The organism is Methylorubrum thiocyanatum (genome assembly GCA_014138645.1).
Lineage (GTDB): Bacteria > Pseudomonadota > Alphaproteobacteria > Rhizobiales > Beijerinckiaceae > Methylobacterium > Methylobacterium thiocyanatum.
This window is the reverse complement of the sequence record JACJIB010000004.1, coordinates 244252-266885: the sequence shown is the minus strand read 5'-3', so window position 1 is coordinate 266885 and position 22634 is coordinate 244252. Positions and strand designations below refer to the sequence as shown.

20 protein-coding genes and 1 pseudogene are annotated in these 22634 nt (G+C 65.4%); 16 read left to right on the top strand and 5 right to left on the bottom strand.

The window, feature by feature from the left end; all coding sequences use genetic code 11:
- Positions 1-48: 48 nt before the first annotated feature.
- From HNR51_RS12495 to HNR51_RS12470, 6 genes and pseudogenes are all read left to right on the top strand, one after another.
- A pseudogene (locus HNR51_RS12495) lies at positions 49-306 on the top strand (integrase core domain-containing protein); the annotation flags it as partial.
- Positions 307-982: 676 nt separating this feature from the next.
- Positions 983-1501, top strand: a complete 519-nt coding sequence (locus HNR51_RS12490; protein ID WP_182555142.1) for a sigma-70 family RNA polymerase sigma factor — start codon at positions 983-985, stop codon at positions 1499-1501.
- A gap of 18 nt (positions 1502-1519) precedes the next feature.
- Positions 1520-2497, top strand: a complete 978-nt coding sequence (locus tag HNR51_RS12485) for a FecR family protein (protein ID WP_182555141.1) — start codon at positions 1520-1522, stop codon at positions 2495-2497.
- A gap of 83 nt (positions 2498-2580) precedes the next feature.
- Complete coding sequence (locus tag HNR51_RS12480) at positions 2581-3135, top strand: hypothetical protein (RefSeq protein WP_182555140.1); 555 nt, start codon at positions 2581-2583, stop codon at positions 3133-3135.
- Complete coding sequence (locus tag HNR51_RS12475) at positions 3135-4364, top strand: PLP-dependent cysteine synthase family protein (RefSeq protein WP_210280004.1); 1230 nt, start codon at positions 3135-3137, stop codon at positions 4362-4364. Before HNR51_RS12480 ends, HNR51_RS12475 begins: the two co-directional genes overlap by 1 nt.
- A complete protein-coding gene (locus HNR51_RS12470) occupies positions 4361-5074 on the top strand; it encodes a YitT family protein (RefSeq protein ID WP_182555139.1) in 714 nt (237 codons plus the stop codon). The genes HNR51_RS12475 and HNR51_RS12470 overlap by 4 nt, the downstream gene beginning before the upstream one ends.
- Here the strand turns inward: HNR51_RS12470 and HNR51_RS26715 are convergent.
- The gene (locus HNR51_RS26715) at positions 4998-5615 is read right to left on the bottom strand and encodes a hypothetical protein (RefSeq protein ID WP_239681497.1); all 618 of its coding nucleotides are present in this window, start codon (positions 5613-5615) and stop codon (positions 4998-5000) included. The genes HNR51_RS12470 and HNR51_RS26715 overlap by 77 nt on opposite strands.
- On the opposite strand from HNR51_RS26715, the gene exbB reads away from it, so the two are divergent.
- From exbB to HNR51_RS12440, 6 genes are all read left to right on the top strand, one after another.
- On the top strand, positions 5566-6246 hold the full coding sequence (gene exbB / locus HNR51_RS12465; protein ID WP_239681496.1) for a tonB-system energizer ExbB: 681 nt from the start codon (positions 5566-5568) through the stop codon (positions 6244-6246). The two genes, HNR51_RS26715 and exbB, sit on opposite strands and share 50 nt — an antisense overlap.
- Positions 6247-6250: 4 nt before the next feature.
- Positions 6251-6688, top strand: a complete 438-nt coding sequence (gene exbD / locus HNR51_RS12460; RefSeq protein ID WP_182555137.1) for a TonB system transport protein ExbD — start codon at positions 6251-6253, stop codon at positions 6686-6688.
- Complete coding sequence (locus tag HNR51_RS12455; RefSeq protein WP_182555136.1) at positions 6685-7554, top strand: energy transducer TonB family protein; 870 nt, start codon at positions 6685-6687, stop codon at positions 7552-7554. The genes exbD and HNR51_RS12455 overlap by 4 nt, the downstream gene beginning before the upstream one ends.
- Positions 7555-7877: 323 nt before the next feature.
- Complete coding sequence (locus tag HNR51_RS12450) at positions 7878-10391, top strand: TonB-dependent siderophore receptor (RefSeq protein WP_182555135.1); 2514 nt, start codon at positions 7878-7880, stop codon at positions 10389-10391.
- Positions 10392-10615: 224 nt separating this feature from the next.
- Complete coding sequence (locus tag HNR51_RS12445; protein WP_182555357.1) at positions 10616-12733, top strand: ABC transporter ATP-binding protein/permease; 2118 nt, start codon at positions 10616-10618, stop codon at positions 12731-12733.
- 128 nt (positions 12734-12861) lie between these two features.
- Complete coding sequence (locus HNR51_RS12440) at positions 12862-13086, top strand: hypothetical protein (RefSeq protein WP_141953573.1); 225 nt, start codon at positions 12862-12864, stop codon at positions 13084-13086.
- 59 nt (positions 13087-13145) lie between these two features.
- Here the strand turns inward: HNR51_RS12440 and HNR51_RS12435 are convergent, their stop codons facing one another.
- On the bottom strand, positions 13146-13859 hold the full coding sequence (locus HNR51_RS12435) for a GntR family transcriptional regulator (RefSeq protein WP_182555134.1): 714 nt from the start codon (positions 13857-13859) through the stop codon (positions 13146-13148).
- A gap of 153 nt (positions 13860-14012) precedes the next feature.
- Here HNR51_RS12435 and HNR51_RS12430 point away from each other — a divergent pair, with 153 nt between their 5' ends.
- The 4 genes from HNR51_RS12430 to pyk are packed head-to-tail and all read left to right on the top strand — an operon-like array spanning position 14013 to position 19170.
- Positions 14013-15311, top strand: a complete 1299-nt coding sequence (locus HNR51_RS12430; RefSeq protein WP_182555133.1) for an MFS transporter — start codon at positions 14013-14015, stop codon at positions 15309-15311.
- A gap of 39 nt (positions 15312-15350) precedes the next feature.
- Positions 15351-16427 (top strand): tartrate dehydrogenase, encoded by a 1077-nt coding sequence (locus HNR51_RS12425; protein ID WP_182555132.1) that lies wholly within the window; start codon positions 15351-15353, stop codon positions 16425-16427.
- A gap of 10 nt (positions 16428-16437) precedes the next feature.
- Positions 16438-17697: a glycerate kinase type-2 family protein gene (locus HNR51_RS12420; protein WP_182555131.1), complete on the top strand. Its 1260-nt coding sequence runs from the start codon at positions 16438-16440 to the stop codon at positions 17695-17697.
- A 60-nt stretch (positions 17698-17757) separates the two neighbouring features.
- A complete protein-coding gene (pyk, locus tag HNR51_RS12415) occupies positions 17758-19170 on the top strand; it encodes a pyruvate kinase (protein WP_182555130.1) in 1413 nt (470 codons plus the stop codon).
- A 127-nt stretch (positions 19171-19297) separates the two neighbouring features.
- Here pyk and HNR51_RS12410 read toward each other — a convergent pair whose 3' ends face one another.
- The 3 genes from HNR51_RS12410 to HNR51_RS12400 are packed head-to-tail and all read right to left on the bottom strand — an operon-like array spanning position 19298 to position 22491.
- Positions 19298-20278: an ABC transporter ATP-binding protein gene (locus tag HNR51_RS12410; protein ID WP_182555129.1), complete on the bottom strand. Its 981-nt coding sequence runs from the start codon at positions 20276-20278 to the stop codon at positions 19298-19300.
- 8 nt (positions 20279-20286) lie between these two features.
- On the bottom strand, positions 20287-21126 hold the full coding sequence (ntrB, locus tag HNR51_RS12405) for a nitrate ABC transporter permease (RefSeq protein ID WP_012456357.1): 840 nt from the start codon (positions 21124-21126) through the stop codon (positions 20287-20289).
- Positions 21127-21129: 3 nt separating this feature from the next.
- On the bottom strand, positions 21130-22491 hold the full coding sequence (locus tag HNR51_RS12400) for a CmpA/NrtA family ABC transporter substrate-binding protein (RefSeq protein ID WP_012456358.1): 1362 nt from the start codon (positions 22489-22491) through the stop codon (positions 21130-21132).
- Between the last annotated feature and the right edge of the window lie 143 nt (positions 22492-22634).

Genomic DNA, 22634 nt, shown 5'->3' with positions numbered 1-22634 from the left:
CGCCGTGACTCGCGTGCGCTCGTGGGGCGGCGGACGGCTGAATCGGCAACCGACAACGCGCTGGCCGCGTCGTTCAGCGGTTGTCGGCGCGACGCGTGCCTGAACGCCTCGTGGCTCCCATCGCTCGCTGATGCGCGTGAGCGCATCGAGGATGGGAGGTGCCCTCGCAACGAAGGCCCACCTCATAGGGCCTCGGGCGGCATGACGCCCCATCCCTTCAGCAACCAACCTCTCAGAGCCCGAAAACTTGCGTCGGCTCTGGAACGCAAACCTGAGCGACTCTGCTTGATCAATAGTCATACCTAAGGGCGAGCTGCTTCAGTAGGGTTAGATCAACTGAAGTTTGTCGGACTTATTCCGAAGCGTCCGGCTGCTAGGTTTGGCGATGCGCCGGCATCGACGGCATGGACCACGCCCCGACGCAAACGATGGATGGGGCTGAGGGCATCGGCGCGCTCCTTTGCCAACCAACGCGTCATCCTGCCAGCCACTTCATCGCGCTCGGATGGCCTTCCCGATCGACCCAATCAACGTTCGACGGATCGCCGCCGCGCGACTCCGGCTGCAGCGGAGCGGAAATGGCATTCGGAAACGTGCGCATGGAGAACAAGTGGCTACAGGATTCTCGGAATACAGCTCAAAAACCTCGATACATTTGGTTATTTGGAACGTAATCGCACTTGATAACATTTGTAAAAAAGGGTATTAGATGTGTGAAACAATCTGTAGTGATGATTTTGTCAAATATAGCCAAGAAAAAGATCGCTTAGATGTGCCCGACGACTGCGGCCTCTGACCGGATGCGAAGCAGGCCGGAGCTGATGGCTATTCATGCTGTTCAACTGTCTCTGTGTCCGTCAATCTGGCCCGAAATTTGCCATGACAAGACTTCGACTTGGAATCGATGCGAGCTGGCTCTTGAGGGCAGGATCGCCAGAAAAGGAATCTAGGGCGGATGTAATCGATGTGGGAAGGACCATAGATGCCTGAGTCGATCTTGCATAGAAACCACACGACGCTCGACAGACTGTTTCGTATGCACAGCAGCTGGCTGACAGGTTGGTTGAACAGGCAGCGTTGGACCGTACATTCGTCTGAAGACTTGGCCTCGGATGTCTTCTGTGCCCTGCTTGCAATACCGAATTTGGACGCTGTCAGTCAGCCGCGCGCGATGATGACGACGATCGCGCGTCGCCTCATCTACGATGCGCGTCGTCGAGACGATCTTCGGCGCTCCTATGAATCGGAATTGATGGCCCTACCGGAAGCGCTGGAGATCTCGGCCGAGGAACGCTTGATCCTGATCCAAGCGCTTCAAGCTGTGGAGGCGATGCTCTCGACCTTATCGTACAAAGCGCGGACCGCTTTTTTGAGAAGCCAGATCCAAGGAACGCCCTACGCCGAGATTGCAGACGAACTTGGCGTTTCGGTCAGCATGGTCCGCAAGTATGTTGCTCAAGGACTGCGCGCGGCCTATGCAGCGGTCGATCAACAAGGTTAAGCAGCGCGGATCCTTCGCATGTCGCCGACGCAAAAGCTTGAGGATGTGCACGCCGAAGCCGCGATCCAGTGGATGGTGGAGATCAATTCGGGCGAGATGTCCGAAAGTCAGGTCCGCGCCTTCGAGGCATGGCTGAGGACGGACCACGCCAATGAGGCGGCCTGGGTTCGGCTCCAACAGGGTTTGATGCCATGTGGCATCGCGGCGCGAAGCGGAACGATGGGGCATGACGTCCTGTCCAAGCGTCTCGCGGCAGGACGACAGAGCCGCCGGACCTTCATCGCGGGCTTGGCCGGCCTGATTGGGGTGGGGACCATCGGCTCGGGCATCGCCGATCGGTTTGTGCCTCTCGGCAACATCTTGGCGGATCGGTTCACCTCCACAGGCGGGCAGGAAACCGTGGCGCTCGCTGATGGAAGCGAACTCGTTCTCGCATCGCGGAGCGCGATCAACATCGTCTACGAAACTGGATTGCGCGCCGTACAACTCCTGGACGGCGAAGTGCTGGTTCGGGCTGCGCCCCGGGCAACGCCCTTCGAAATCCGGGCCGGTTCGATGGCGCTGGAAACCTTCGGGGGGACGTTTCTCGTCGAGGACCGCGCCGAACGCCTCGCGGCGACCGGTGTGGAGGGCTCGGGACGCATCAGGCACGCGCCGGGCAAGCCTGAGTCGATAGCCCCTGGAGACATGGTGGAGTTCACCGGCGGATACAGGCGGTGGCGGAAGGTCGACATCGAGGCCGCGACGGCTTGGCTCGAAGGATTGCTGGTGGCCAAGGACAGCGATCTCCTCGCGATCACGACCCGATTGCAGCGCTATTTCTCCGGCATCATCCAAGTCGATCCCTCGATTGCGGACCTGCGCGCCACGGGGGTCTTCTCGCTGCGTCATCCGGAAGCGGCCCTCGACGCGCTCGCCGAATCCCTCAACCTTTCCCTGACACGTGTCTCCCGACTCTGGATCAAGCTCGGTCCGGCGGGACGAGGCGCAGCGTGACCATCATTTCTCGCCGGCTGCGCTGACTCTTTCGCAGGCTCGACCGTCAACCTGGGCAGGCAGGAAACGGAGAGCAGACGGCAATGAAGAGTTGGTCAGGGCGAGCGGACCCCACGCGCTCGGCTGCCGGACCGCTGATCCTGATCGCGGTGACGGCACACGCCGATCGAACCAACCCAGTCCACATCCCACGCGGCGCTCTCGCCACTGTCCTGACGCAGATCGCGCTGATCTCGGGCTGCGGGTTTGCCGAGACCGTTTCGATGCAGGCGCTTGCAGGCACGGCTCCAGCGGCCGAACCCGACAGGAGCAGTAGACACGGGGTGCAGCGCCTAGCGCATCGTGCTGGATATCGGATCCAGCACGATGCGCTGGGCTTCTGTTTTTGCATCATCTTCTTTCGAAAGCCAGAAACCACCTTTCGGGATGATGCTCGAGCGGTCGATGCGAGGGTGTCGGCGGCAATGCACTGGGCCAATGGAGAACCCGCTGCAGGCGCGGCGGCGAGCGACCGGGGCCTCGTGCAGGTCGGAAGCATCTCCGATCATCGGTCGTCGGCGCATCGCGCTCCTGGCAGCGCAGGCGATTGCGGGGCGGACGACGGCGCTTCCGGCCTTGTTCGGTGGGAAGCGGAATAATGGTCGCCTCCAGGTTGCTTCATGAGAATCCCCGAGTGGAAGACGCTGATCCGCCGCGCCGCGGGGCTCCGCACGACGGCCGCGTGGTCGAACGCGTGTCCCGCGAGCCGAGCCCTGCGCCGTTCGCGATCGATGCGAACTGGCTGAAAAGCGCCTTGGCCCGGATCGAAGCCGAAGCTGCACGCAGCGCGGACACGCACTTGCTCCACGTGCCGCTGCCTGGGCTGCGCGACATCGACCTCTACGTAAAGGACGAATCCGCCCACCCCACCGGCAGCCTCAAGCATCGCCTCGCCCGCTCGCTCTTCCTCTACGGGCTCTGCAACGGCTGGATCGGTCCGCACACCACGATCGTCGAGGCGTCGAGCGGCTCGACTGCGGTCTCCGAGGCCTATTTCGCACGGATGCTCGGCCTTCCCTTCGTCGCGGTGATGCCGGCTTCGACCGCAGCGGAGAAGATCGCCGAGATCGCCCGCTACGGGGGCCGCAGCCACATCGTGGCGCAGGCGTCCGACGTCTACGCCGAGGCCGCCCGGATCGCGGTCGAGAGCGGTGGACACTACATGGACCAGTTCACCTATGCTGAGCGTGCCACCGACTGGCGGGGCAACAACAACATCGCCCAGTCGATTTTCGATCAGCTCGCGCTTGAGCGCTACCCGATCCCGGCCTGGATCGTCGTCGGAGCGGGCACGGGCGGCACGTCGGCGACGATCGGGCGCTATCTGCGCTATCGCAGCCACGCGACCCGCCTGTGTCTGGCCGATCCGGAGGCTTCGGTGTTCCACCGACATCTCGCCGATCCGTCGACGACGGCGACGAGTGCGGTCTCCCTCGTCGAGGGGATCGGTCGCGGGCGGCTGGAACCTTCTTTTCTCCCTCGACTGATCGATGATTGGGTCGCGGTAGCGGATGCTGACAGCCTCGGGGCCGCCCGCGCCTTGTCGGAGACCCTGGGGCGCTCCTGCGGTGCATCGACCGGGACGAACCTCTGGGCCGTCGCGGTTTTGATCGCCAGGATGGTCGCGCGCGGCGAGACCGGATCGGTCGTCACCCTCCTGTGTGATTCGGGCGAGCGTTACCGCAGCACCCATCTCGACGAGGCGTGGCTTCGCGAACGGGGAATCGACGTGAGCGATTCGCAGGCGGCGATGACGGTGTTCCTGCAGACCGGATCTCTGCCGCCCTGCGTGCTCGAGACGACGCGATCCTGGGTGGTCGGGCGATGAACCGCGTGCATCGGACGGTCCCGGCAACGGCGCTGAACAGCGCGATCCTGCACAGGCATGCGCTGCACGAGGACGTGTTGGCCATCTTCACCGGTGCCTGCCTCATCTCGCTCGGCGTCGTGATCCAGGCTCAGGCGCAACTCCTGTCCGGCGGCATCGCCGGGCTGTCGATGTTCGTTGCGCGTCTGGCCCCGGTCGGATTCTGGATCGCGTTCTTCGTCTTCAATCTTCCCTTCTGCGCTCTTGCGTGGCGGAGGGGGGCCGGGTTCGTGGTCAGAACCCTGCTCGCTGTGACGCTCACGGCCGCGCTGACCGAACGGACCGCGGTCTGGACCGGCTTCGCCACGATCAATCCGATCTACGCCGCCGTCGCGGGCGGGGCACTGATCGGCATCGGGCTGATCGTGCTGTTCCGCCACGGCACCAGTCTCGGCGGCTTGAGCATCCTCGCCCTGTACCTGCAGGATCGCGTCGGCATCCGCGCAGGCTATGTGCAGATGGCCTTCGACGCAGCGCTCCTGCTCATCGCCTCTTCGGTCCTACCGGCCTGGAACCTGGTCCTTTCGGTACTCGGCATGCTCACGGTCAACGCGGTGATCGCGGCGCATCATCGTTCGGACCGGTACGTCGGCGTCACCGGCCGGGATCGTCCCCGAACAGGCTCGGCGCCGGCACGGCAGGCGCTCTATGGCCACGGAAAGGATTGTTGAAGCGCCGCCTCGGCCGTTCGCGACCTGCCAAAAAACGGATCATCGAGGTTTTCCGTCCTTCGGATCCGGCCGCAGAAAGAAAGTTCGCGTCGGGCACTGTCACTTGCCGCTTCTCATCCGTCAAAGCACGCGAAGCCTTCGATTTCCGAAGAGAAGGGAAAGCGATGATGCGAGCGATCTTCAGGGCCGGGCCGCCGTGGCTTACGGGGAGCGGCCGTCGCCTCAGGCGAGCGACCTTCGTCCTGGCCCTTGCTTGCGGCGCGGTGATGCAGGCGCCTTCGCTCGTGCAGGCCGAGCCGGCGGCTTCTGCCATGCCTCCTGAAACGATCGAAGCGACGTCCGCACCGTCGGGTAGCGAGGCATCATCCGTCGCCACGCCTCCTGTCGGAGCCGTCGAGCCATCGTCGCCTGCCGCGACCGTCGCTTCCGCAGCGACACCCGCGCAGATCCCGGCCGCGAAGCCGGAGAAGGCCGCCCACGATCTCTCGCCGATGGGCATGTTCCTGGCCGCCGATCCGGTGGTGAAGGCGGTGATGATCATCCTGGCCGCCGCCTCCGTCGTGACGTGGACCATCCTGCTGGTGAAGATGTTCAGCTTGGGTCTGGCCAAGCGCAGGATGCGGTCGAGCCTCAACGAGCTCCGTTCGGCAGGCAACTTGGCGGATGCGGGGCAACGGGTGCGCCGCGGCGTCGGCGCCCTCCTGCTGGTCGAGGTCGAGGAGGAACTCGGCCTCTCTCACGGCCTGCCCAGCGAGGGCGTGAAGGAGCGGGCGGCCATCGCGCTGAACCGGGTCGAGGCGCGGGTCGGCAAACGCATGGCCTCGGGCACCGGCATCCTGGCCACCATCGGCTCGATCGGCCCGTTCGTCGGCCTGTTCGGCACGGTCTGGGGCATCATGGGCAGCTTCATCGGCATCGCCAGCTCGAACACCACCAACCTTGCCGTGGTCGCCCCCGGCATCGCCGAGGCGCTGCTCGCCACCGGCATCGGCCTCGTCGCGGCGATCCCCGCCGTCGTCATCTACAACGCCCTGACCCGCTCCATCACCGGCTACCGTGCCCTGACCGGTGATGCCGTCGCCTTGATCATGCGCCACCTCTCGCGCGACCTCGACCGGCGCGAGTTCGGCGCCTATGGCCCCAAAGGGTCCATCCGCCTCGCGGCGGAGTGAGGCCATGGCCATCAATCTCCGATCCGGCGACGGCGACGACCTCACGGAGACCGCCGACATCAACATCACGCCGTTCATCGACGTGATCCTGGTGCTGCTCATCATTTTCATGGTGGCCGCCCCGCTCTCGACCGTCGACGTGCCGGTCGAACTGCCGGTCTCCTCGGCGCCGCAGCAGCCGCGGCCGGACAAGCCGGTCTTCGTCAGCGTCAAGTCCGATCTCGGCATCGCCCTGGGCGAGGAGATCGTGGCTCGACCGGCCTTGGGCGCTGCCCTCGATGCCGCGACCAAGGGCAACAAGGACGAGCGGATCTTCCTGCGCGCCGACAAGGGCGTGCCCTATGGCGAACTGATGGGGGTGATGAACCTCCTGCGGGGTGCCGGCTACCTCAAGGTCGGTCTGATCGGCCTGGAAGACACGTCGGGCGGAGCCCAGCCATGATCCATCCGCCGCCCGAAGCCTTCGTGCGGGCCGCCGGACGGCACCGCGCGATCGTGGAAAGCCGCGAGGCGTCTTTGGCGGCGCAGATCCTGGGCTGGGCCGTGGCGGGCCTGCTGACGCTGGGTCTGCATGTGGGCCTCTACCTCGCCCTGACCCGCGAGACGGAGCCGCCGCCCGCGCCCGTGGAACTGCCGGCGGCCGTGATGATCGACATGTCGCCTGAGCCCACCGTGGTGAAGTCGGAGGTGGACAACGCCTCCGAGGGACCACCGGCCGCCGATGCGCAACAGGTCGAGCCCGAGCCGGAGGAGGCCCCACCGCCTCCCGATCCGGAACCGGTCGTCGAGGCTCCTCCTCCACCTCCGGAGGTCAAGCCGCAGGCCGTGCTGCCGCCGAAGCCGCCCAAGCAGGAGGTGAAGAAGCCCGAGCCGAAGCCGCCCGAGAAGAAGGTCGAGAAGGAGAAGCCCAAAAAGCCTGTCCGGAAGAAGGACAAGCCGATCATGGCCTCTCGCAGCGGCGGCGGCCCCCGTTCGGACCAGCAGACCGCCAACCGCACCGCAGCCTCCTCGGCCGGCGCGGCGGCCAGCCAAGTGTCGCGGGCGACGTGGCAGAACGAGATGCGGGCCCGGATCGTACGCGCCAAGCGGTTCCCGCCCGGAGCGTTCGGCGCGGTCGGCGTGGCGGCGGTCTCCGTGACCTTCTCGGGCACCGGCAGCGTGAGCAGCGCCCGCCTGATCGCCTCGTCCGGCAACGCAGCGCTCGATGCGGAGGCCGTCGCCGTGATGTACCGCGCCGCGCCCTTCCCACCGCCGCCCGGCGGGCAGGCGGTCACCCAGACCATCCCGCTTAACTTCAACCGTCGGTGAGAGGCCGTCGTCCCGACGCCGGCTGACCTCGGGACACGATCAGGAACCGGCCGCCGTGAAGCCGATGCTGCCTGATCAAAGCCGGAAGCGTTTCAATCGGCCCGCGCGGCGCTTGAGCGACGTCCACATCCGCCATCCCGAAGGGATCAACCGGATATGGAATGACGGTTTCTTGCCGGCGACTCTCACCCGGACCGGAGGCTGCTTCCGCAGCGGCTGCATGCTGATCTTTTGTTAAAGAATTTGCACGGCGCGCTGACGCTTTCGCTCCCTCATCAGTCAAGCTCAGCGAAAGCAGAGCCATATCTGCATGGGGGTTTGAGATGGATACGAGCGAGCGCCGCCGGGGGACGGGAAGGCTATGGGGCGTGCCGGCGAGCTGCGCGCGGACCGGTCGACCCACGCGGATCATCCCGCTCGCGGCGCTGCTGATGGCGAGCACGGCCGTTCTGCCGCTTCTCGCCAACTCCCCGGCCCTGAGTCAGGTCGCGACCGGCACCACCTTCAACATTCCGGCCGGCGACCTCGGCAGCGTACTCGCCCAGATCGGGCGCGCGGCCTCGCAGCCGATTTCGTTTCCGGCGGACCTCACCCGCGGCCGAAGCGCCGGTCCGATCGTCGGTCGCATGAGCGTTCAGGAGGCCCTCGCGCGGGCCCTCGCCGGCAGCGGCCTCGTAGCCGTGCAGGGCGCAGGGGGCGCCCTGACGATCCGCGGCGGCGCGACCATCCCCGCCGCCGGATCCACCGTCCTCGGCGACATCGCGGCGATCGACGTCACGGATACCGCTGCCGGCTCCCGGGATGTGGGCTTCACCGCCGTCGATACGCGATCGTCCGCGCGGATCGACATTCCCCTGAAGGAGGACCCGCGCTCGGTGGTCGGCGTGACGGAGGCGGTGATTCGCACGCAGGCTCAGACGTCGGCCCTCGATGTGGCGCGCAACGTCAGCAACGTGCGCATATCCACCGGGAGCGAGGACTTGGGAGCGCCGACCTATCAGATTCGCGGCTTTGCCCAGTCCTCGTTTCTTTTGAACGGATTGCCGTCGGGCTCCACTCGAATTCCCATCACAGACATCGAGCGCATCGACGTCATCAAGGGGCCGACCACGGAGTTTGGCGGACCGTCATTCCGGGGCGGTGCCATCAACGCGATCACGAAGGCGCCGACGGCGACGCCCATCCAGAGGGCGGAGGTCTTCTACGGGAGCCGCTTCTTCAGGACGCTCGCGTTCGACTTCGGCGGTCCGGTGCAAGATCTTGAGGGCGTCACCTATCGACTGAACGTTTCCGGCAACACGGCGAATTACGCACTCGGCGGCGCGAGCAGCCCCCATGAAGCGCTGATCTCCCCGGTCGTCGCCTGGCAGGGCGTGGACACACGTCTGGCGGCGGGTGTCAGATACATCGACACCCTATCCGGCATCGCGCGCTACGCTCCGACATCGCCGGACAACTTTCGTCCCTTCCGCATTCAACGAGACGTTCCCTTCGGGAATCTCGACAACCTCGTGGCGTTCCGGTCCTTCAATCCCTACCTGGAAGCGGATCATCACCTCGGACGAATCGACAGCGACACCGTCGGCAGCTTTGACTTCAAAATCCGTAACCGGACATCCTATTTTCTTACGGATATGTTCGGACAGAACCTGATCCCTTACAATTTCACAAGATTGCTGGCCGGCCGGCCCATGTTTCAGCCGCAAGGCTACGTGTTCGGTGAGGCCGTGAACCGCGTGGTGACCCAGAGCGACCTTCTCATCCAGCACAATACGGAGTTCGTCCGGCAAACGATGCGCATTGGGATTGATTATCTGGACACGTCCGTCAATACGAAGTCGAACATACAAGCCATATCAGGGGATTTCGCGCTTTCAAATCCACCGCAGAATCTGCCGTATCCGAGGTACTCCACGAGATCTTCCCGTGGATTCTCGCAGTTCACCGGAACCAGCGTTTACCAAGACAATGTCGGAATCGCGTTCCAGGATAAAATCGATATTCTCGATCGACTGCATATCCTGGGATCGGTGAGGCATGATTGGTTCAATTCCCGATCGAACACTCTAAGGTCGAGTGGGCTTTCGACCTCGACCCTCACCGAGTCGGCGCTGACTTATACAGCTGGAGCCGTATACGACGTGCTGCCCTGGGCGAGCGTGTATGGAAGCGTCGGAACCGGCTTCGTTCCGCAGATCGGGTTGGTGAATCGGACGCAGCCCGCTCCCCCGGCAAGGAGCAACAACAGCGAATTCGGCCTCAAGCTGAGCTTGCTCGACAATAATATGACCGTGACGATGGCACGGTACCATTTGGAAAATACGAACAATCTCGTTCAAGATAATGCACAGATGATGAACCGGCTCGGTCCGGGATTGCAGGCGGAAGGGTACGAAATCGATTTCCAAGGGCAGGTCACGGAGAATATCAGTCTCATAGGTGGGTACAGTTACAACAACTACAAGAACGCGCGCGATCCTCGCGCTGGGCTAGACGCCGTAATTTCAGTTGCAGCCGGTCAGCCGCAGCATCAGGCCAACCTTTTCGTCGTCTACACATTCACGGATGGTCCCCTGCGGGGATTGTCGATCGGCGGTGGTGGACGCGGGCAGACACTCAGTTACATGAACAACTTCGTCCCTAAAGCGGAATCGCCTGTGTTGCCGGGCTTCATCACCTACGACGCAATGATCGGTTATACGATCGAGAACTTCCGAGTCGACGTCAGCGTCAGAAACATTCTCGATCGTTACTATTACGACGTGACTACGAGCGAGTTCGCTGCCCCCGTGGCGGACGGGCGCGTGTTCATGATCCGCGCAGGCCTCGATTTCTGATCGCGCGCCTGCGCCGAGCAGGCGATGGCCCGCCGTGAACCTCACGCCTCCCGGCAGGGGCCGGAATACGCATCCCTACGGGATCGGCGCGCTTGCCCGAAAGGGCAGCCCGCCGATCCGACGGCGGCGCGCGAGCGCCGGAATGCCCCCGTCCACGAGCGAACGGCCACGATCGAACCGCGCAGCATCGCCCGAGGATCGTGGCGAGCGGGAAGGATATCGTTTTGACCGCATTCAAGAGCGGGCTTGGGGCGCAAGCCGCGCTGACCGCACTCGTCGCGCTGCTCCTCCTCTCCGTTCCCGGCACACCGCCACCGCTCTACGTCTCGCTCGGCGGCCTTGCGATGGCCGGCCTCCTGTTGGCCGCGCGACGCCTTTCGGCCTTCCTGAAGGTCTTCGTCTCAGTCTACGGCATCGGCTACCTCGTCCTCGCCCTCGCCAAACAAGCCGCGCTGCTGGCACTGCTGCCTGCACCGGTGGCGGACCTGCTGCCGCCGGACTTCGCCGCCACCGGTGCCGTCGTGTTCGCCGGCATCGTGCTGGCGATGTCCTGTCTCGCCCCGATCCGCGCGATCACGCGGATCGCCGACCCGTACTTCGAGAGTCGCGACGCACCGATCCGGGAGATCGGCATGTTCCGCTTCCTGGGTCGGGCCGAAGGCGAAATCGGCCGGCGCCTCGTGGCGCTCTCAATCTTCATCACCTTCGCTCAGGTCGCCCTGCAGCTTCGCCTGAATTTCTGGCATCGCGACCTGTTCAATGCGCTGCAGGAGCAGCAGGCCGACGTCTTCTGGTATCAGCTCGTCGGAGTGTTCCTTCCGCTGGCCACCCTATGGGTGATCCTCGGCATGCTCGATGTCTTCGTGGACGCGAGCCTGCAGATCCGCTGGCGCACATGGCTGACCCGCAGCCTCTACGAGCGCTGGCTCGCAGGTGGAACGCACTACCGAATCCCCTACACGGGCGAGGACGCGGACAATCCGGACCAGCGCATCCAGAGCGACGTCAACATGTTCATCAAGCAGACGATGATGCTCTCGATCCGCCTGCTCTCGCAGGCCGCTACGCTGGTCTCCTTCATGATTATCCTGTGGGGCCTGTCGCGCGACTTCGTCCTGCCGCTCTTCGGCACGGTGGTCCCGGGCTTCCTGGTCTGGTTCGTGATTGGCTACGCCGTCGTCGGCACATGGCTGGCCCACATCATCGGTCGCCCTCTCATCGGGCTCGACTTCCAGCAGGAGAGGGCGGAGGCGGATTTCCGGTTCTCACTCGCCCGCTCACGTATCTATTCCGAGCAGATTGCGCTGCTGCGGGGCGAGCGCGCCGAGACGATACAGTTGTCGAATCTCTTCAGCTCGATCGTCGAGAACTACGTCAGTATCATTTACAGGCGGCTCAAGCTCGGCGGCTTTACATTCTCCTACACTCAGCTAAGCGTCGTGTTCCCGTACATCCTCGCCGCTCCGGCCTACTTCGCCAAGGCAATCACTCTGGGGCAATTTCGGCAAACCGGGGACGCTTTCACCGGTGTGCAATCATCGCTCTCGTTCTTCATCCAATCCTACGACGTGATCGCGGCCTACAAGGCGAACACAGATCGTCTCGCCTCGTTCGATCATGCGATGACCCGGGCCGAGTCCCTTGGAAGGGGCGGTCATGGCCTCGTATACGGCAACGACACCCGCGACGACGTCACCGTGCGGGATCTGGTCTTAAGCTTGCCGGACGGCCGTGAGATCGTGCGGATCGGCTCCCTAACCCTACCGAAGGGGCGCGCCACGTTGGTGACCGGCCCCTCGGGTTCAGGCAAGTCGACCCTGTTTCGGGCGATGGCCGGGATCTGGCCCTTCGGCCAGGGTCGGATCGACGTGCCGCCGGACCAATCGGCCATGCTGCTGCCGCAGCGTCCCTACCTTCCGCTCGGTTCTCTGCGCAGCGCGGTGGTCTATCCGAACACCGCCGGACGGTTCTCCGACGCGGCGATCCGTGAGGTGCTTGTCGCCACCCAGCTATTTCACCTCGCCGATTGTCTCGACGAGGTTGACGCCTGGGACCGGTGCCTCTCCGGCGGTGAGCAGCAGCGGCTCGCGATGGCGCGTGCCATTCTGGCCCAGCCCGCTTGGCTCTTCCTCGACGAGGCGACGGCGGCGCTCGACGAGCCAAGCGAGGCCCATCTCTACGAGATGCTCCGCGCGCGGTTGCCCGAGACGACGATCGTGTCGATCGGTCATCGCTCCACCCTGCTCCGGTACCATGACCATCGCATCGACCTGACACCGAGCGCGAGCCGCCGTTTTTCCATCCGCGACCGCGGAACGCCACTCCCAGCTTCGTCGAGCTAGCCTGTTGTCGTTGGAGCCGATCGAGCGTTGCGGCGAGGACTTGAAAACGAGGACGCGCCAGAATTCTCAATCCGTGCAGGCGACGAGAGGTCCTAACGAAAACCTTAAGCGCTTCATGAGCTGAACGCATGGCAGAGGATCTGCAAAGCCGATTGCTGCAGCGCAACATGCGGCAGAATGATGGGTCGAATGTGGACGGCGGAGCACCTGCATCCGTCCGTTTCTCAAGGAGACGATCAATGGCCGATGCGGCGCTTTCGAAGCCGGCGAAGTCGCAATCTTTCAAGCTGAAGGTTGCGAAGATGCTCGGCCCCTGGGTTGATCACTATCAGCGCGTTTTGACGTTCCGCTGAACATCGGCTTGGGCGCTGCAGGGCCGAGACAGCGCCCTTCCGGAAGCGGATAATCCACACTAGAGATGCTTTAGGCCGTAGCGGGCAAGCAGCGGCAAGAGTTCATCGCGTGCCCGGATCCGATGTTGCCGTGCGGCATCGGCTGCATCCGCCGGATTGCCGAAGCGGATGGACTGAGCGATGCGCCGGTGTTCCGCAACCGATGCATCGAGCCCCCGGCGCAGGTTCAGAGTCAGCATGCGCAGGCGATGCGACTGATCGTTGACGGTCTGAATGATGCGGGACATCCGGCTGTTATTCGCCCCCTGGATCAGCGCCGTATGGAAGGCGCTGTCGGCGTTGCCCCAGGCCTGGAGATCATTGCGCTTCTCGGCCGCGGCCATTTCATCGGTCCAGCCATCGAGGATCTTCACGTTAGCGGTACGCTCGGCCTGAGGCAGCGCTGCGATGAGTTCAGCGGCGCGCCCTTCGATCGCGATGACGACATCGTAGATCTCGCGCAGGTCATCCGGCGACAGGGCCACGATCAGGATCCCCTTGCGCGGCAGGACCTCCACCAAGCCTTCCGCCTGCAGGCGGATCACAGCCTCATGAACCGGGGTGCGGCTCATGCCGAGCCGATTGGCGATCTCCTGCTCCGAGGCCTGATAGCCCGGCGCAAAGGTCGAGTCGCGGATGGCCGTTCGCATGGCCTCATAGGCGTCGTCGACGAGTGAGCTTTTCCGCTCCGTTCCCTCGTCGACACTGTCCCTCGCAGGGCTGACCCGCCTCACTTTACGCCTCCTACGATACAACACGCCAATACCTTCCATACCAGTTGCGGAGCGAGGGTTGACATCGCAATTGCAGCCTCCTAACCACATTCATGCTTGCATGGAAGATGGTGCTCAAGAGTCAATGGAGCGCTCCGGCAACAGGAGGAAACGATGGCTGACTCGCTTGAGCGAGCGACCATGCGCCGAGTCTCATGGCGCTTGGTCCCCTTCATCTGTCTGCTCTACTTCATTGCCTTCATCGATCGCGTAAATATCGGCTTCGCCGCGCTGACGATGAATAAAGATCTCGGTTTCTCATCAGCCGTTTTCGGCTTTGGGGCCGGCGTATTTTTCTTCGGTTACTTCCTGTTCGAGGTGCCTTCGAACATCGTCCTCGACAAGGTCGGGGCTCGCATCTGGATTGCCCGGGTGATGATCACCTGGGGCATCATCTCAGGCTCCTTTGCTTTCGTGAGCGGCGAATACAGCTTCTACGTCCTGCGCTTCCTGCTCGGCGCAGCCGAGGCGGGTTTCTTTCCCGGCATCATTCTGTACTTGAGCTACTGGTTTCCGACGCGCTACCGCGCAGGCGTCGTTTCGCTCTTCATGGCGGCGGCCCCGATCTCCGTGGTGATCGGTTCGCCTCTCTCGAGCGCGCTGCTGGCGATGGACGGGATCTGGGGCCTGCACGGCTGGCAATGGATGTTCATCATCGAAGCCATCCCGGCCGTCATCCTCGGCGTCGTCGTTCTGTTCTACATGACCGACCGGCCCGAGAAGGCGAAGTGGCTGCCCGAGGACCAGCGGAACTGGCTCGTGGCGGAGATGAACGAGGAACACGCCCGCAAGCAGGTGGCCGCCAAGCACGGGATCCTGGCCGGCATGGCCGATCCCCGCGTGCTGGCACTCGCGCTGGTCTATTTCGGCACCTCGGCCGGCCTCTACACCCTCGGCATCTGGGCGCCGCAGATCATCAAGAGCTTCGGCCTCTCGACCATGGCGGTCGGCTTCCTCAACGGCGTGCCGCCGACCATCGCGATCATCGCCATGATCCTGTGGGCGCGTCATTCCGACAAGACGGGCGAGCGCACCTGGCACGTCGTCATCGCCTGTCTCGTCGCCTCGGTCGGCCTGATGCTGGCCGGCGGTGCGACCTCGGCCCTCGCGGTCATCGCCGCGCTGAGCCTCGTCAACGTCGGCATCAGCGCGGCCAAGCCCCCGCTCTGGGCCATGCCGACCATGTTCCTCTCGGGCCAGGCAGCGGCGGTCGGCATCGCCACCATCAACTCGATCGGCAACCTCGGCGGCTTCGTCGGGCCCTGGGCGATCGGCTGGATCAAGGATCAGACCGGCAGCTTCACCGGTGGCCTGATCTTCGTCTCCGGGCTGCTCGTCCTGTCGGCCGTCGTCACGCTCATCGTCGCCCGGTCCGGACGCCGCACAGAGGCCACCGGCGCCGTTGCGCGCTGATCCTTCCCCACCCTTCAAGCAGTAAGAAAGGCTAGCGCCATGAAGACCTACAACATCGCCGCCATTCCCGCCGACGGCATCGGCATCGAGGTGATCGCCGCCGGCATCGAGGTGCTCGACGCGCTCGCGGAAAAGAACGGCAGCTTCAACTTCAAGTTCGACCACTTCGACTGGGGTTCGGACTACTACAAGAAGCACGGCGTGATGATGCCGGCTGACGGCCGCGAACAGATCAAGGACCACGACGCGATCTTCTTCGGCGCGGTCGGCGCGCCGGACGTGCCGGACCACATCACCCTGTGGGGCCTGCGGCTCGCCATCTGCCAGCCCTTCGACCAGTACGCCAATGTCCGCCCGACCCGGATCCTGCCGGGCATCACCAGCCCGCTCCGCCACGTCAGCGGTCCGGAGCTGAACTGGGTGATCGTGCGCGAGAACTCGGAGGGCGAGTACGCCGGCGTCGGCGGCCGGGTCCACCAGGGCCATGCCAACGAGGTCGCCACCGATGTCTCGATGATGACGCGCTCGGGCGTCGACCGGATCATCCGCTTCGCCTTCAAGCTGGCCCAGTCCCGTCCGCGCAAGCTCCTGACCGTGGTCACCAAGTCGAACGCGCAGCGTCACGCCATGGTGATGTGGGACGAGATCGCCGCCGAGGTGGCGAAGGACTTCCCCGACGTGACCTGGGACAAGATGCTGGTCGACGCCATGACCATGCGCATGACGATGAAGCCGGAGACCCTGGACACCATCGTCGCCACCAACCTGCACGCCGACATCCTCTCGGACCTCGCCGCGGCGCTGGCCGGCTCGCTCGGCATCGCGCCGACCGCCAACATCAACCCGGAGCGCACCTTCCCGTCGATGTTCGAGCCGATCCACGGCTCGGCCTTCGACATCACCGGCAAGGGCATCGCCAACCCGATCGCCACCTTCTGGACCGCCTGCCAGATGCTGGAGCACCTCGGCGAGAAGCCGGCCGCCGATCGTCTGATGCGCGCGGTCGAGCGTGTCACCGCCGACCCGAGCCTGCACACGCCCGACCTCGGCGGCAAGGCGACGACCCGCCAAGTCACCGACGCGGTCATCGCCGCGATCCAGGGCGACAACGAGTGAGGGGGCGAGGGTGACCGAGCCCGGAGATCTCCTGCGGCGGCTGTTCGCAGCCGCCGTGGCGGCGGCCGACCCGGCCGTCAGCCTTGCACAGCACCTGCCAAGTCCGCCGCCGGGACGCACCATCGTCGTCGGCGCCGGCAAGGCAGCGGCGTCCATGGCCCGGGCCGTCGAGGCGGCTTGGCCAGGAGAACTCTCCGGGCTCGTCGTCACCCGTTATGGGCATGGCGCGCCGACCGCGCGGATCGAGGTGGTCGAAGCCGCCCATCCCGTGCCGGACGCGGCCGGCGAGGCCGCCGCCCGGCGCGTGCTTGATCTGGTCGCCGGGCTCACCCCCGACGACCTCGTCCTCTGTCTGATCTCGGGCGGTGGCTCGTCGCTGCTGTCCCTGCCGGCGGAGGGACTGACGCTGGCCGACAAGCAGGCCGTCAACCGCGGCCTGCTCAAGTCCGGCGCGTCGATCGGTGAGATGAACTGCGTCCGCCGGCATCTCTCCGCGATCAAGGGCGGGCGGCTCGCCGCCGCCTGCCATCCGGCCAGGGTCGTGACGCTGCTGATCTCCGACACCCCCGGCGATGATCCGCTCGATATCGCCTCGGGGCCCACCGTCGCCGATCCGACCACCGGTGCCGATGCGCTGACGATCCTCGACCGCTACCGGATCGAGATCCCGGATACGGTGCGGGCGCATCTGCTGAGCGGACGGGGCGAGTCGGTCAAACCCGGCGATCCGCGCCTCGGCACCCCGGAGGTGCGGATGGTGGCCACGCCGTTGATGGCGCTCCGTGCGGCAGCCGACCTTGCTCGGCAGGAAGGCGTTCCGGCACTGATCCTGGGGGACGCGATCGAGGGTGAGGCCCGTGAGGTCGGCCAGGTCATGGCCGGTATCGCCAGAAGCGTCGCCACCCACGGACTTCCCCTCGCCAAACCCTGCCTGCTGCTGTCCGGCGGCGAAACCACCGTCACCGTGCGTGGCAGCGGACGCGGCGGCCGCAACGTCGAGTTCCTCCTGGCGCTGGGTGTCGCGCTGGGCGGCCAAGCCGGCATCTATGCCATCGCCGGCGACACCGACGGCGTCGACGGGATCGAGGCGATCGCCGGCGCGGTGCTGACCCCCGAAACCCCGGTGCGGGCCGCGGCGGCAGGCCTGTCGCTCACCGACAGCCTCGATCGCAACGACGGCCATGGGTTCTTCGAGTCCCTGGGCGACGGCGTCATCACCGGCCCGACCCTGACCAACGTCAACGACTTCCGCGCGATCCTGATCATCTAGGTGATCCCGATCACCCGATTCCACTCTTGCAGAGGCGGTCCGATACGGCCGAACCAGCGCATGCGTCGTCACCGCCACGCCAAGATCGTCGCCACGGTCGGCCCAGCATCGAACACGCCCGAGATGCTGCGCACGCTGTTCCTGGCCGGCGTCGATACCTTCCGCCTCAATTTCAGCCACGGCGTCCAGGCTGATCACGCCCGAGTCCACGCCGCGATCCGCGCGTTGGAGCAGGAGATGGGCCGGCCGATCGGCATCCTGCAGGACCTGCAGGGTCCCAAGATCCGCATCGGCACCGTTGCGGGGGGACGCCTGGAACTGGCGACCGGCGAGACCGTGCGCTTCGTGCTCGAGGAATCGGACGGCGGCAAGGACGCCATTCCGCTGCATCATCCCGAGATCTTCGCAGCCGTGGTGCCCGGCCAGGAACTGTTGATCGACGACGGCCGCGTCCGTGTCCGGGTGAGCGGCCTGGGCGCAGGAACGATCGAGGCGCTCGTCGTGACCGGCGGCCCGATTTCCAACCGCAAGGGCGTCAACCTGCCCGGCACTCTGCTCGATGTGTCGCCGTTGACCGAGAAGGATCGGGCCGATCTCGCCTTCGGGCTCGAACTCGGCGTCGACTGGGTCGCGCTCTCCTTCGTGCAGAAGCCCTCCGACATCATCGAGGCCCGTGCGCTGATCGGCGATCGGGCCGGCCTGATGTCGAAGATCGAGAAGCCGCAGGCGTTGGAGCGGATCGAGGACATCGTCCGCCTCTCCGATGCCGTGATGGTTGCCCGCGGCGACCTCGGCGTCGAGATCCCGCACGAGGACGTGCCGGGCCGCCAGAAGGAGCTGATCCGCCTGTGCCGGCATCTTGTGAAGCCGGTGATCGTGGCAACCCAGATGCTCGACTCGATGGTCAATGCGCCGGCTCCCACCCGCGCGGAAGCCTCGGACGTGGCGACGGCCATCTATGACGGCGCCGACGCCGTCATGCTCTCGGCCGAGTCGGCCGCAGGCCAATATCCGGCCGAGGCCGTCTCGATGATGGACCGCATCATCCGCTCGGTCGAGGGACACAAGCTCTACTATTCGATCATCGCCGCTTCCGAACCGGAGACCGAGGAAACGGCCCCGCACGCCGTTGCCACGGCCACCGCAACCCTTGCCGAGGCCGTCCACGCCAGTGCGATCGTCACCTACACCGAGAGCGGCACGACCGCCGCAAGGGTTGCTCGCAAGCGGCCTCGACCGCCGATCCTGGCGCTGACGCCGAACCTCGCGACCTCGCGGCGGCTGAGCCTGCTCTGGGGCGCGCACAGCATTCACACGCAGGATGTCGATTCCTACGAGGAGATGACCGCCAAGGCGGCGCACTACGCGCAGGCGGAAGGCTTTGCCAAGCCGAACGACGTCGTGGTGGCCGCCGCCGGCATTCCCTTCCACGTCCCCGGCAACACCAACAACATCCGGCTCATCCCGATCTGAGCGTGATCACGGGGACCGGGCACGGTCCCCGCCCGCTCGCGACCGGGCATGGTGCGATCGGGCATGGAGGGGCCTTCCCCGCTTCCGGGCGGAAGCGGGGTCGAGGCAGTGACCTCGGGCGTCGGGCTCAGGCCCGGCGGGCCGGGGGATCGGTGGCGAGCGCGGCGGCGTCCGCCTCGCTGAGGGAGGGGCGGACCACCGGCGGATGGCGCGGGTCGTAGCCCTCCGGCATCGCGTCCCGCAGGGTGCGGGAGCGGGTCACGAGGAAGTCGATCAGGTGGTTGCGCAGGGCATAGTAGCCCGGCGCGTGGTGGAGCTGAGTGCGGTCGCGGTCCTTGGGCAGCGGGTTCTCGACGATCTCGGCGACCTTCGCCTCCGGGCCGTTGGTCATCAGCACGATCCGGTCGGCGAGATAGATCGCCTCGTCGACGTCGTGGGTGATCATGAAGACCGTCTGCCCGGTCTCGACGCAGATGCGGCGGACCTCGTCCTGCAGCGTTCCGCGGGTGAGCGCGTCGAGCGCCGAGAACGGCTCGTCCATGAGCAGGATCTTCGGCTCGATGGCCAGCGCCCGGGCGATGCCGACGCGCTGCTTCATGCCGCCGGACAATTCGGACGGGCGCTTGTGCTCGGAGCCGGCGAGGCCCACCGTTGCGATCGCTCGGCGGGCGCGGGCCTCGATCTCGGCGCGCTTCGCCTTGCGCCAGCGCGAGGACACCGCGTAGGCGACGTTGCCGAGCACGCTGCGCCAGGGCAGCAGGGCGTGGCCCTGGAAGATCACGGCGCGGTCGAGGCTGGTGCCGGTGATCGCCTGCCCATCGACGATGACGACGCCCTCCGAGGGCGCGTCGAGCCCGGCCAGGATGTTGAGCACCGTGGTCTTTCCGCAGCCGGAATGGCCGATCATGCAGACGAACTCGCCGCGGCGCATTGGCAGCCACAAGTCGTTGAAGATCGTGGTGCTCTTGCCCCACGGCGCCGGGTAGCGCCGGGCGATTCCCTCGATCGAGATGAACTTTTCGGACGTCGACATACGGCGGGTCCCGGCCTCGGCGGTGTCGGGGGCGGGGCGGCCGGCGCGCCGCGCGAAGGGAAGGAGCGTGCTCATCGGACGCCTCATTCTGGGAAGGTGACGAGGCGCTGAGCGCGGGCGAGCAGCTGGTCGAGGACCATGCCGACGAGGCCGATTACCAGGATCGAGGTGATCACATTGGTGATCGAGAGGTTGTTCCACTCGTTCCAGACGAAGTAGCCGATGCCGGTGCCGCCCACGAGCATCTCGGCCGCGACGATGACGAGCCACGCGATGCCGATCGAGATGCGCATGCCAGTGAGGATCGTCGGCGCGGCGGCCGGCAGGATCACCGTGAAGGCGCGGCGGACCGGGCCGACCTCCAGGGTGCGGGCGACGTTGAGCCATTCCTTGCGGGTGCCGGCGACGCCGAACACCGTGTTGATCAGCATCGGCCAGACCGAGCAGATGAAGATCACGAAGATCGCCGACAGGCTCGAATCCTTGATCGTGTAGAGAGCGAGCGGCATCCAGGCGAGCGGCGAGACCGGCTTCAGGATCTGGATGTACGGGTCGAGCGCTCGGCTCATCAGCGGCGACATGCCGATGAGGAAGCCGACCGGGATCGCGACCAGAACCGCGAGGCCGTAGCCCAAAGCCACGCGACCGATCGAATAGGCGAGCTGGATGCCGATGCCCTTGTCGTTGGGGCCCCGGTCGTAGAACGGGTCCTTCAGGTGATGCCAGATCGTTGCCCCGACATCGAGCGGCCCCGGCATCGCCGATTTCCCCGTGGTGGCCGCCTGACCCATCAGGGCGGCGTATTCCGGGTCCATGGCTTGGGTGCTGGCCGTGCCGCTCACCGCGACCTGCCAGCCGAGCAGGATCATCGCGAGGAGCGCGAGCGAGAGGATGCCGGCGCGAAGCCGCAGGGTGCCTTTCATGGCTCAGCTCGCGCGCTTGATCTTGAAGGAGTCGAGGTATTCGGCGGGCTTGGCCGGATCGAAGGTCTTGCCCATCACCACGAAGGTCTTGGTCGTCGCCTCGGGCGGGGTGAGCCCGTCCTGCTTCATGAGCTTGGCGGCGTCGGTGGCGCGGTAGACCTGTTGGGCCACCGCCGCGTAATCGACATCGCCCTTGATCTGGCCCCAGCGCTTCATCTGGGTCAGGGTCCAGATCGCGAAGCTTTCGTAGGGGAAGGGGTCGAAGGCGACGCGCTTGGGATCCTTCTTCACGCTGCCGAGGCCGTCGGCATAGGTGCCGGTGAGGACCTGCTCGACCACCGTGACCGGCTGGTTGAGGTAGTTGGCCGGGGCGATGGCCGCGGCGATCTCCTTCCGGTTCTCCGTCTTCGAGGCGTAGGCGGTCGCCTGGAGGATGGCGCGCAGCAGGGCGGCCGTGGCGTTCGGCATCTCGCGGATCGTGTCCTGCGCCACCGAGAAGGAGCAGCAGGGATGCCCGTCCCAGATCTCCTTCGACAGGATGTGGATGAAGCCGACGCCGTCGTAGACCGCGCGCTGGACCACGTTGTCGGGAGCGAGGAAGCCGTCGATGTTGTCGGCCCGCAGGTTGGCGACCATCTCGGGCGGCGGGACCGAGCGGAGCTGCACGTCGGTGTCGGGATCGATGCCGTGCTCGGCGAGGTAGTAGCGTAGCAGATAGTTGTGGTTCGAGTAATCGAACGGGATGGCGAGCTTGAAGCCCTTCCAGTTCTTCGGATCTCGGTTGTCCTTGTGCTTATTCGCGAGGCAAATTGCCTGCCCGTTGACGTTCTCGATCGCCGGCACGGCGAAGGGCACCGGGTTCGAGCCGAGACCCAGAGTGATCGCGAGCGGCATCGGCGCCAGCATGTGGGCGGCGTCGTATTCCTTGTTCAGGGTCTTGTCGCGCACCACCGCCCAGCCGGCGGTCTTCACCACATCGACGTTGAGACCCTGCTTCTCGTAAAAGCCCATGGGCTTGGCCATGATGATCGGCGTGGCGCAGGTGATCGGAATGAAGCCGACCTTGAGGTCGGTCTTCTCCGGCTTGCCCGCCTCGGCGAAGGCCTCGGCCACGAACTTCGTCGGCAGGAACTGGCTGACGGCCGCCGCCGCCGTCGCGGCCCCCACGCTCCTGAGGAAGGCGCGGCGCTCGGGCGCGTGCGGGAACAGGGCGCGCAGCATCGTCGCCTCGACCGCCCGCTCGATCGCAGCGTCGCCGGCCGGCAGAGCCGCTTCGTGCGCAGCCTGGCTCTCGTGCGCCCCGCAGGAGCAGCCGCCGCGCCTGAAGCGGCGTTTGGCGTCGAAGGGATTGTCGAAGGGGGCCATCACGGTCTCCGGCAGGGCAGGTGAAACTCTCTCAGCAACAGTCGCGCCAAGGGCTGGAATTTTTTATTTCTGATTTCAGTTCAGGGGTTTGCTGGATTCGGCGTCGGGCTGTCGGATCGTAGGGCTTCGACAATGTCGACCGA

Coding starts and splice junctions, on each gene's coding strand:
- exbD (WP_182555137.1), top strand. CDS start 6,251: ATGGCCATCAATCTCCGATCCGGCGACGGCGACGACCTCACGGAGACC.
- HNR51_RS12475 (WP_210280004.1), top strand. CDS start 3,135: ATGGTCGCCTCCAGGTTGCTTCATGAGAATCCCCGAGTGGAAGACGCT.
- HNR51_RS12430 (WP_182555133.1), top strand. CDS start 14,013: ATGGCTGACTCGCTTGAGCGAGCGACCATGCGCCGAGTCTCATGGCGC.
- HNR51_RS12450 (WP_182555135.1), top strand. CDS start 7,878: ATGGATACGAGCGAGCGCCGCCGGGGGACGGGAAGGCTATGGGGCGTG.
- HNR51_RS12440 (WP_141953573.1), top strand. CDS start 12,862: ATGGCAGAGGATCTGCAAAGCCGATTGCTGCAGCGCAACATGCGGCAG.
- HNR51_RS12490 (WP_182555142.1), top strand. CDS start 983: ATGCCTGAGTCGATCTTGCATAGAAACCACACGACGCTCGACAGACTG.
- exbB (WP_239681496.1), top strand. CDS start 5,566: ATGGGCATGTTCCTGGCCGCCGATCCGGTGGTGAAGGCGGTGATGATC.
- HNR51_RS26715 (WP_239681497.1), bottom strand. CDS start 5,615: ATGATCATCACCGCCTTCACCACCGGATCGGCGGCCAGGAACATGCCC.
- pyk (WP_182555130.1), top strand. CDS start 17,758: ATGCGTCGTCACCGCCACGCCAAGATCGTCGCCACGGTCGGCCCAGCA.
- ntrB (WP_012456357.1), bottom strand. CDS start 21,126: ATGAAAGGCACCCTGCGGCTTCGCGCCGGCATCCTCTCGCTCGCGCTC.
- HNR51_RS12425 (WP_182555132.1), top strand. CDS start 15,351: ATGAAGACCTACAACATCGCCGCCATTCCCGCCGACGGCATCGGCATC.
- HNR51_RS12485 (WP_182555141.1), top strand. CDS start 1,520: ATGTCGCCGACGCAAAAGCTTGAGGATGTGCACGCCGAAGCCGCGATC.
- HNR51_RS12455 (WP_182555136.1), top strand. CDS start 6,685: ATGATCCATCCGCCGCCCGAAGCCTTCGTGCGGGCCGCCGGACGGCAC.
- HNR51_RS12400 (WP_012456358.1), bottom strand. CDS start 22,491: ATGGCCCCCTTCGACAATCCCTTCGACGCCAAACGCCGCTTCAGGCGC.
- HNR51_RS12480 (WP_182555140.1), top strand. CDS start 2,581: ATGAAGAGTTGGTCAGGGCGAGCGGACCCCACGCGCTCGGCTGCCGGA.
- HNR51_RS12410 (WP_182555129.1), bottom strand. CDS start 20,278: ATGAGCACGCTCCTTCCCTTCGCGCGGCGCGCCGGCCGCCCCGCCCCC.
- HNR51_RS12470 (WP_182555139.1), top strand. CDS start 4,361: ATGAACCGCGTGCATCGGACGGTCCCGGCAACGGCGCTGAACAGCGCG.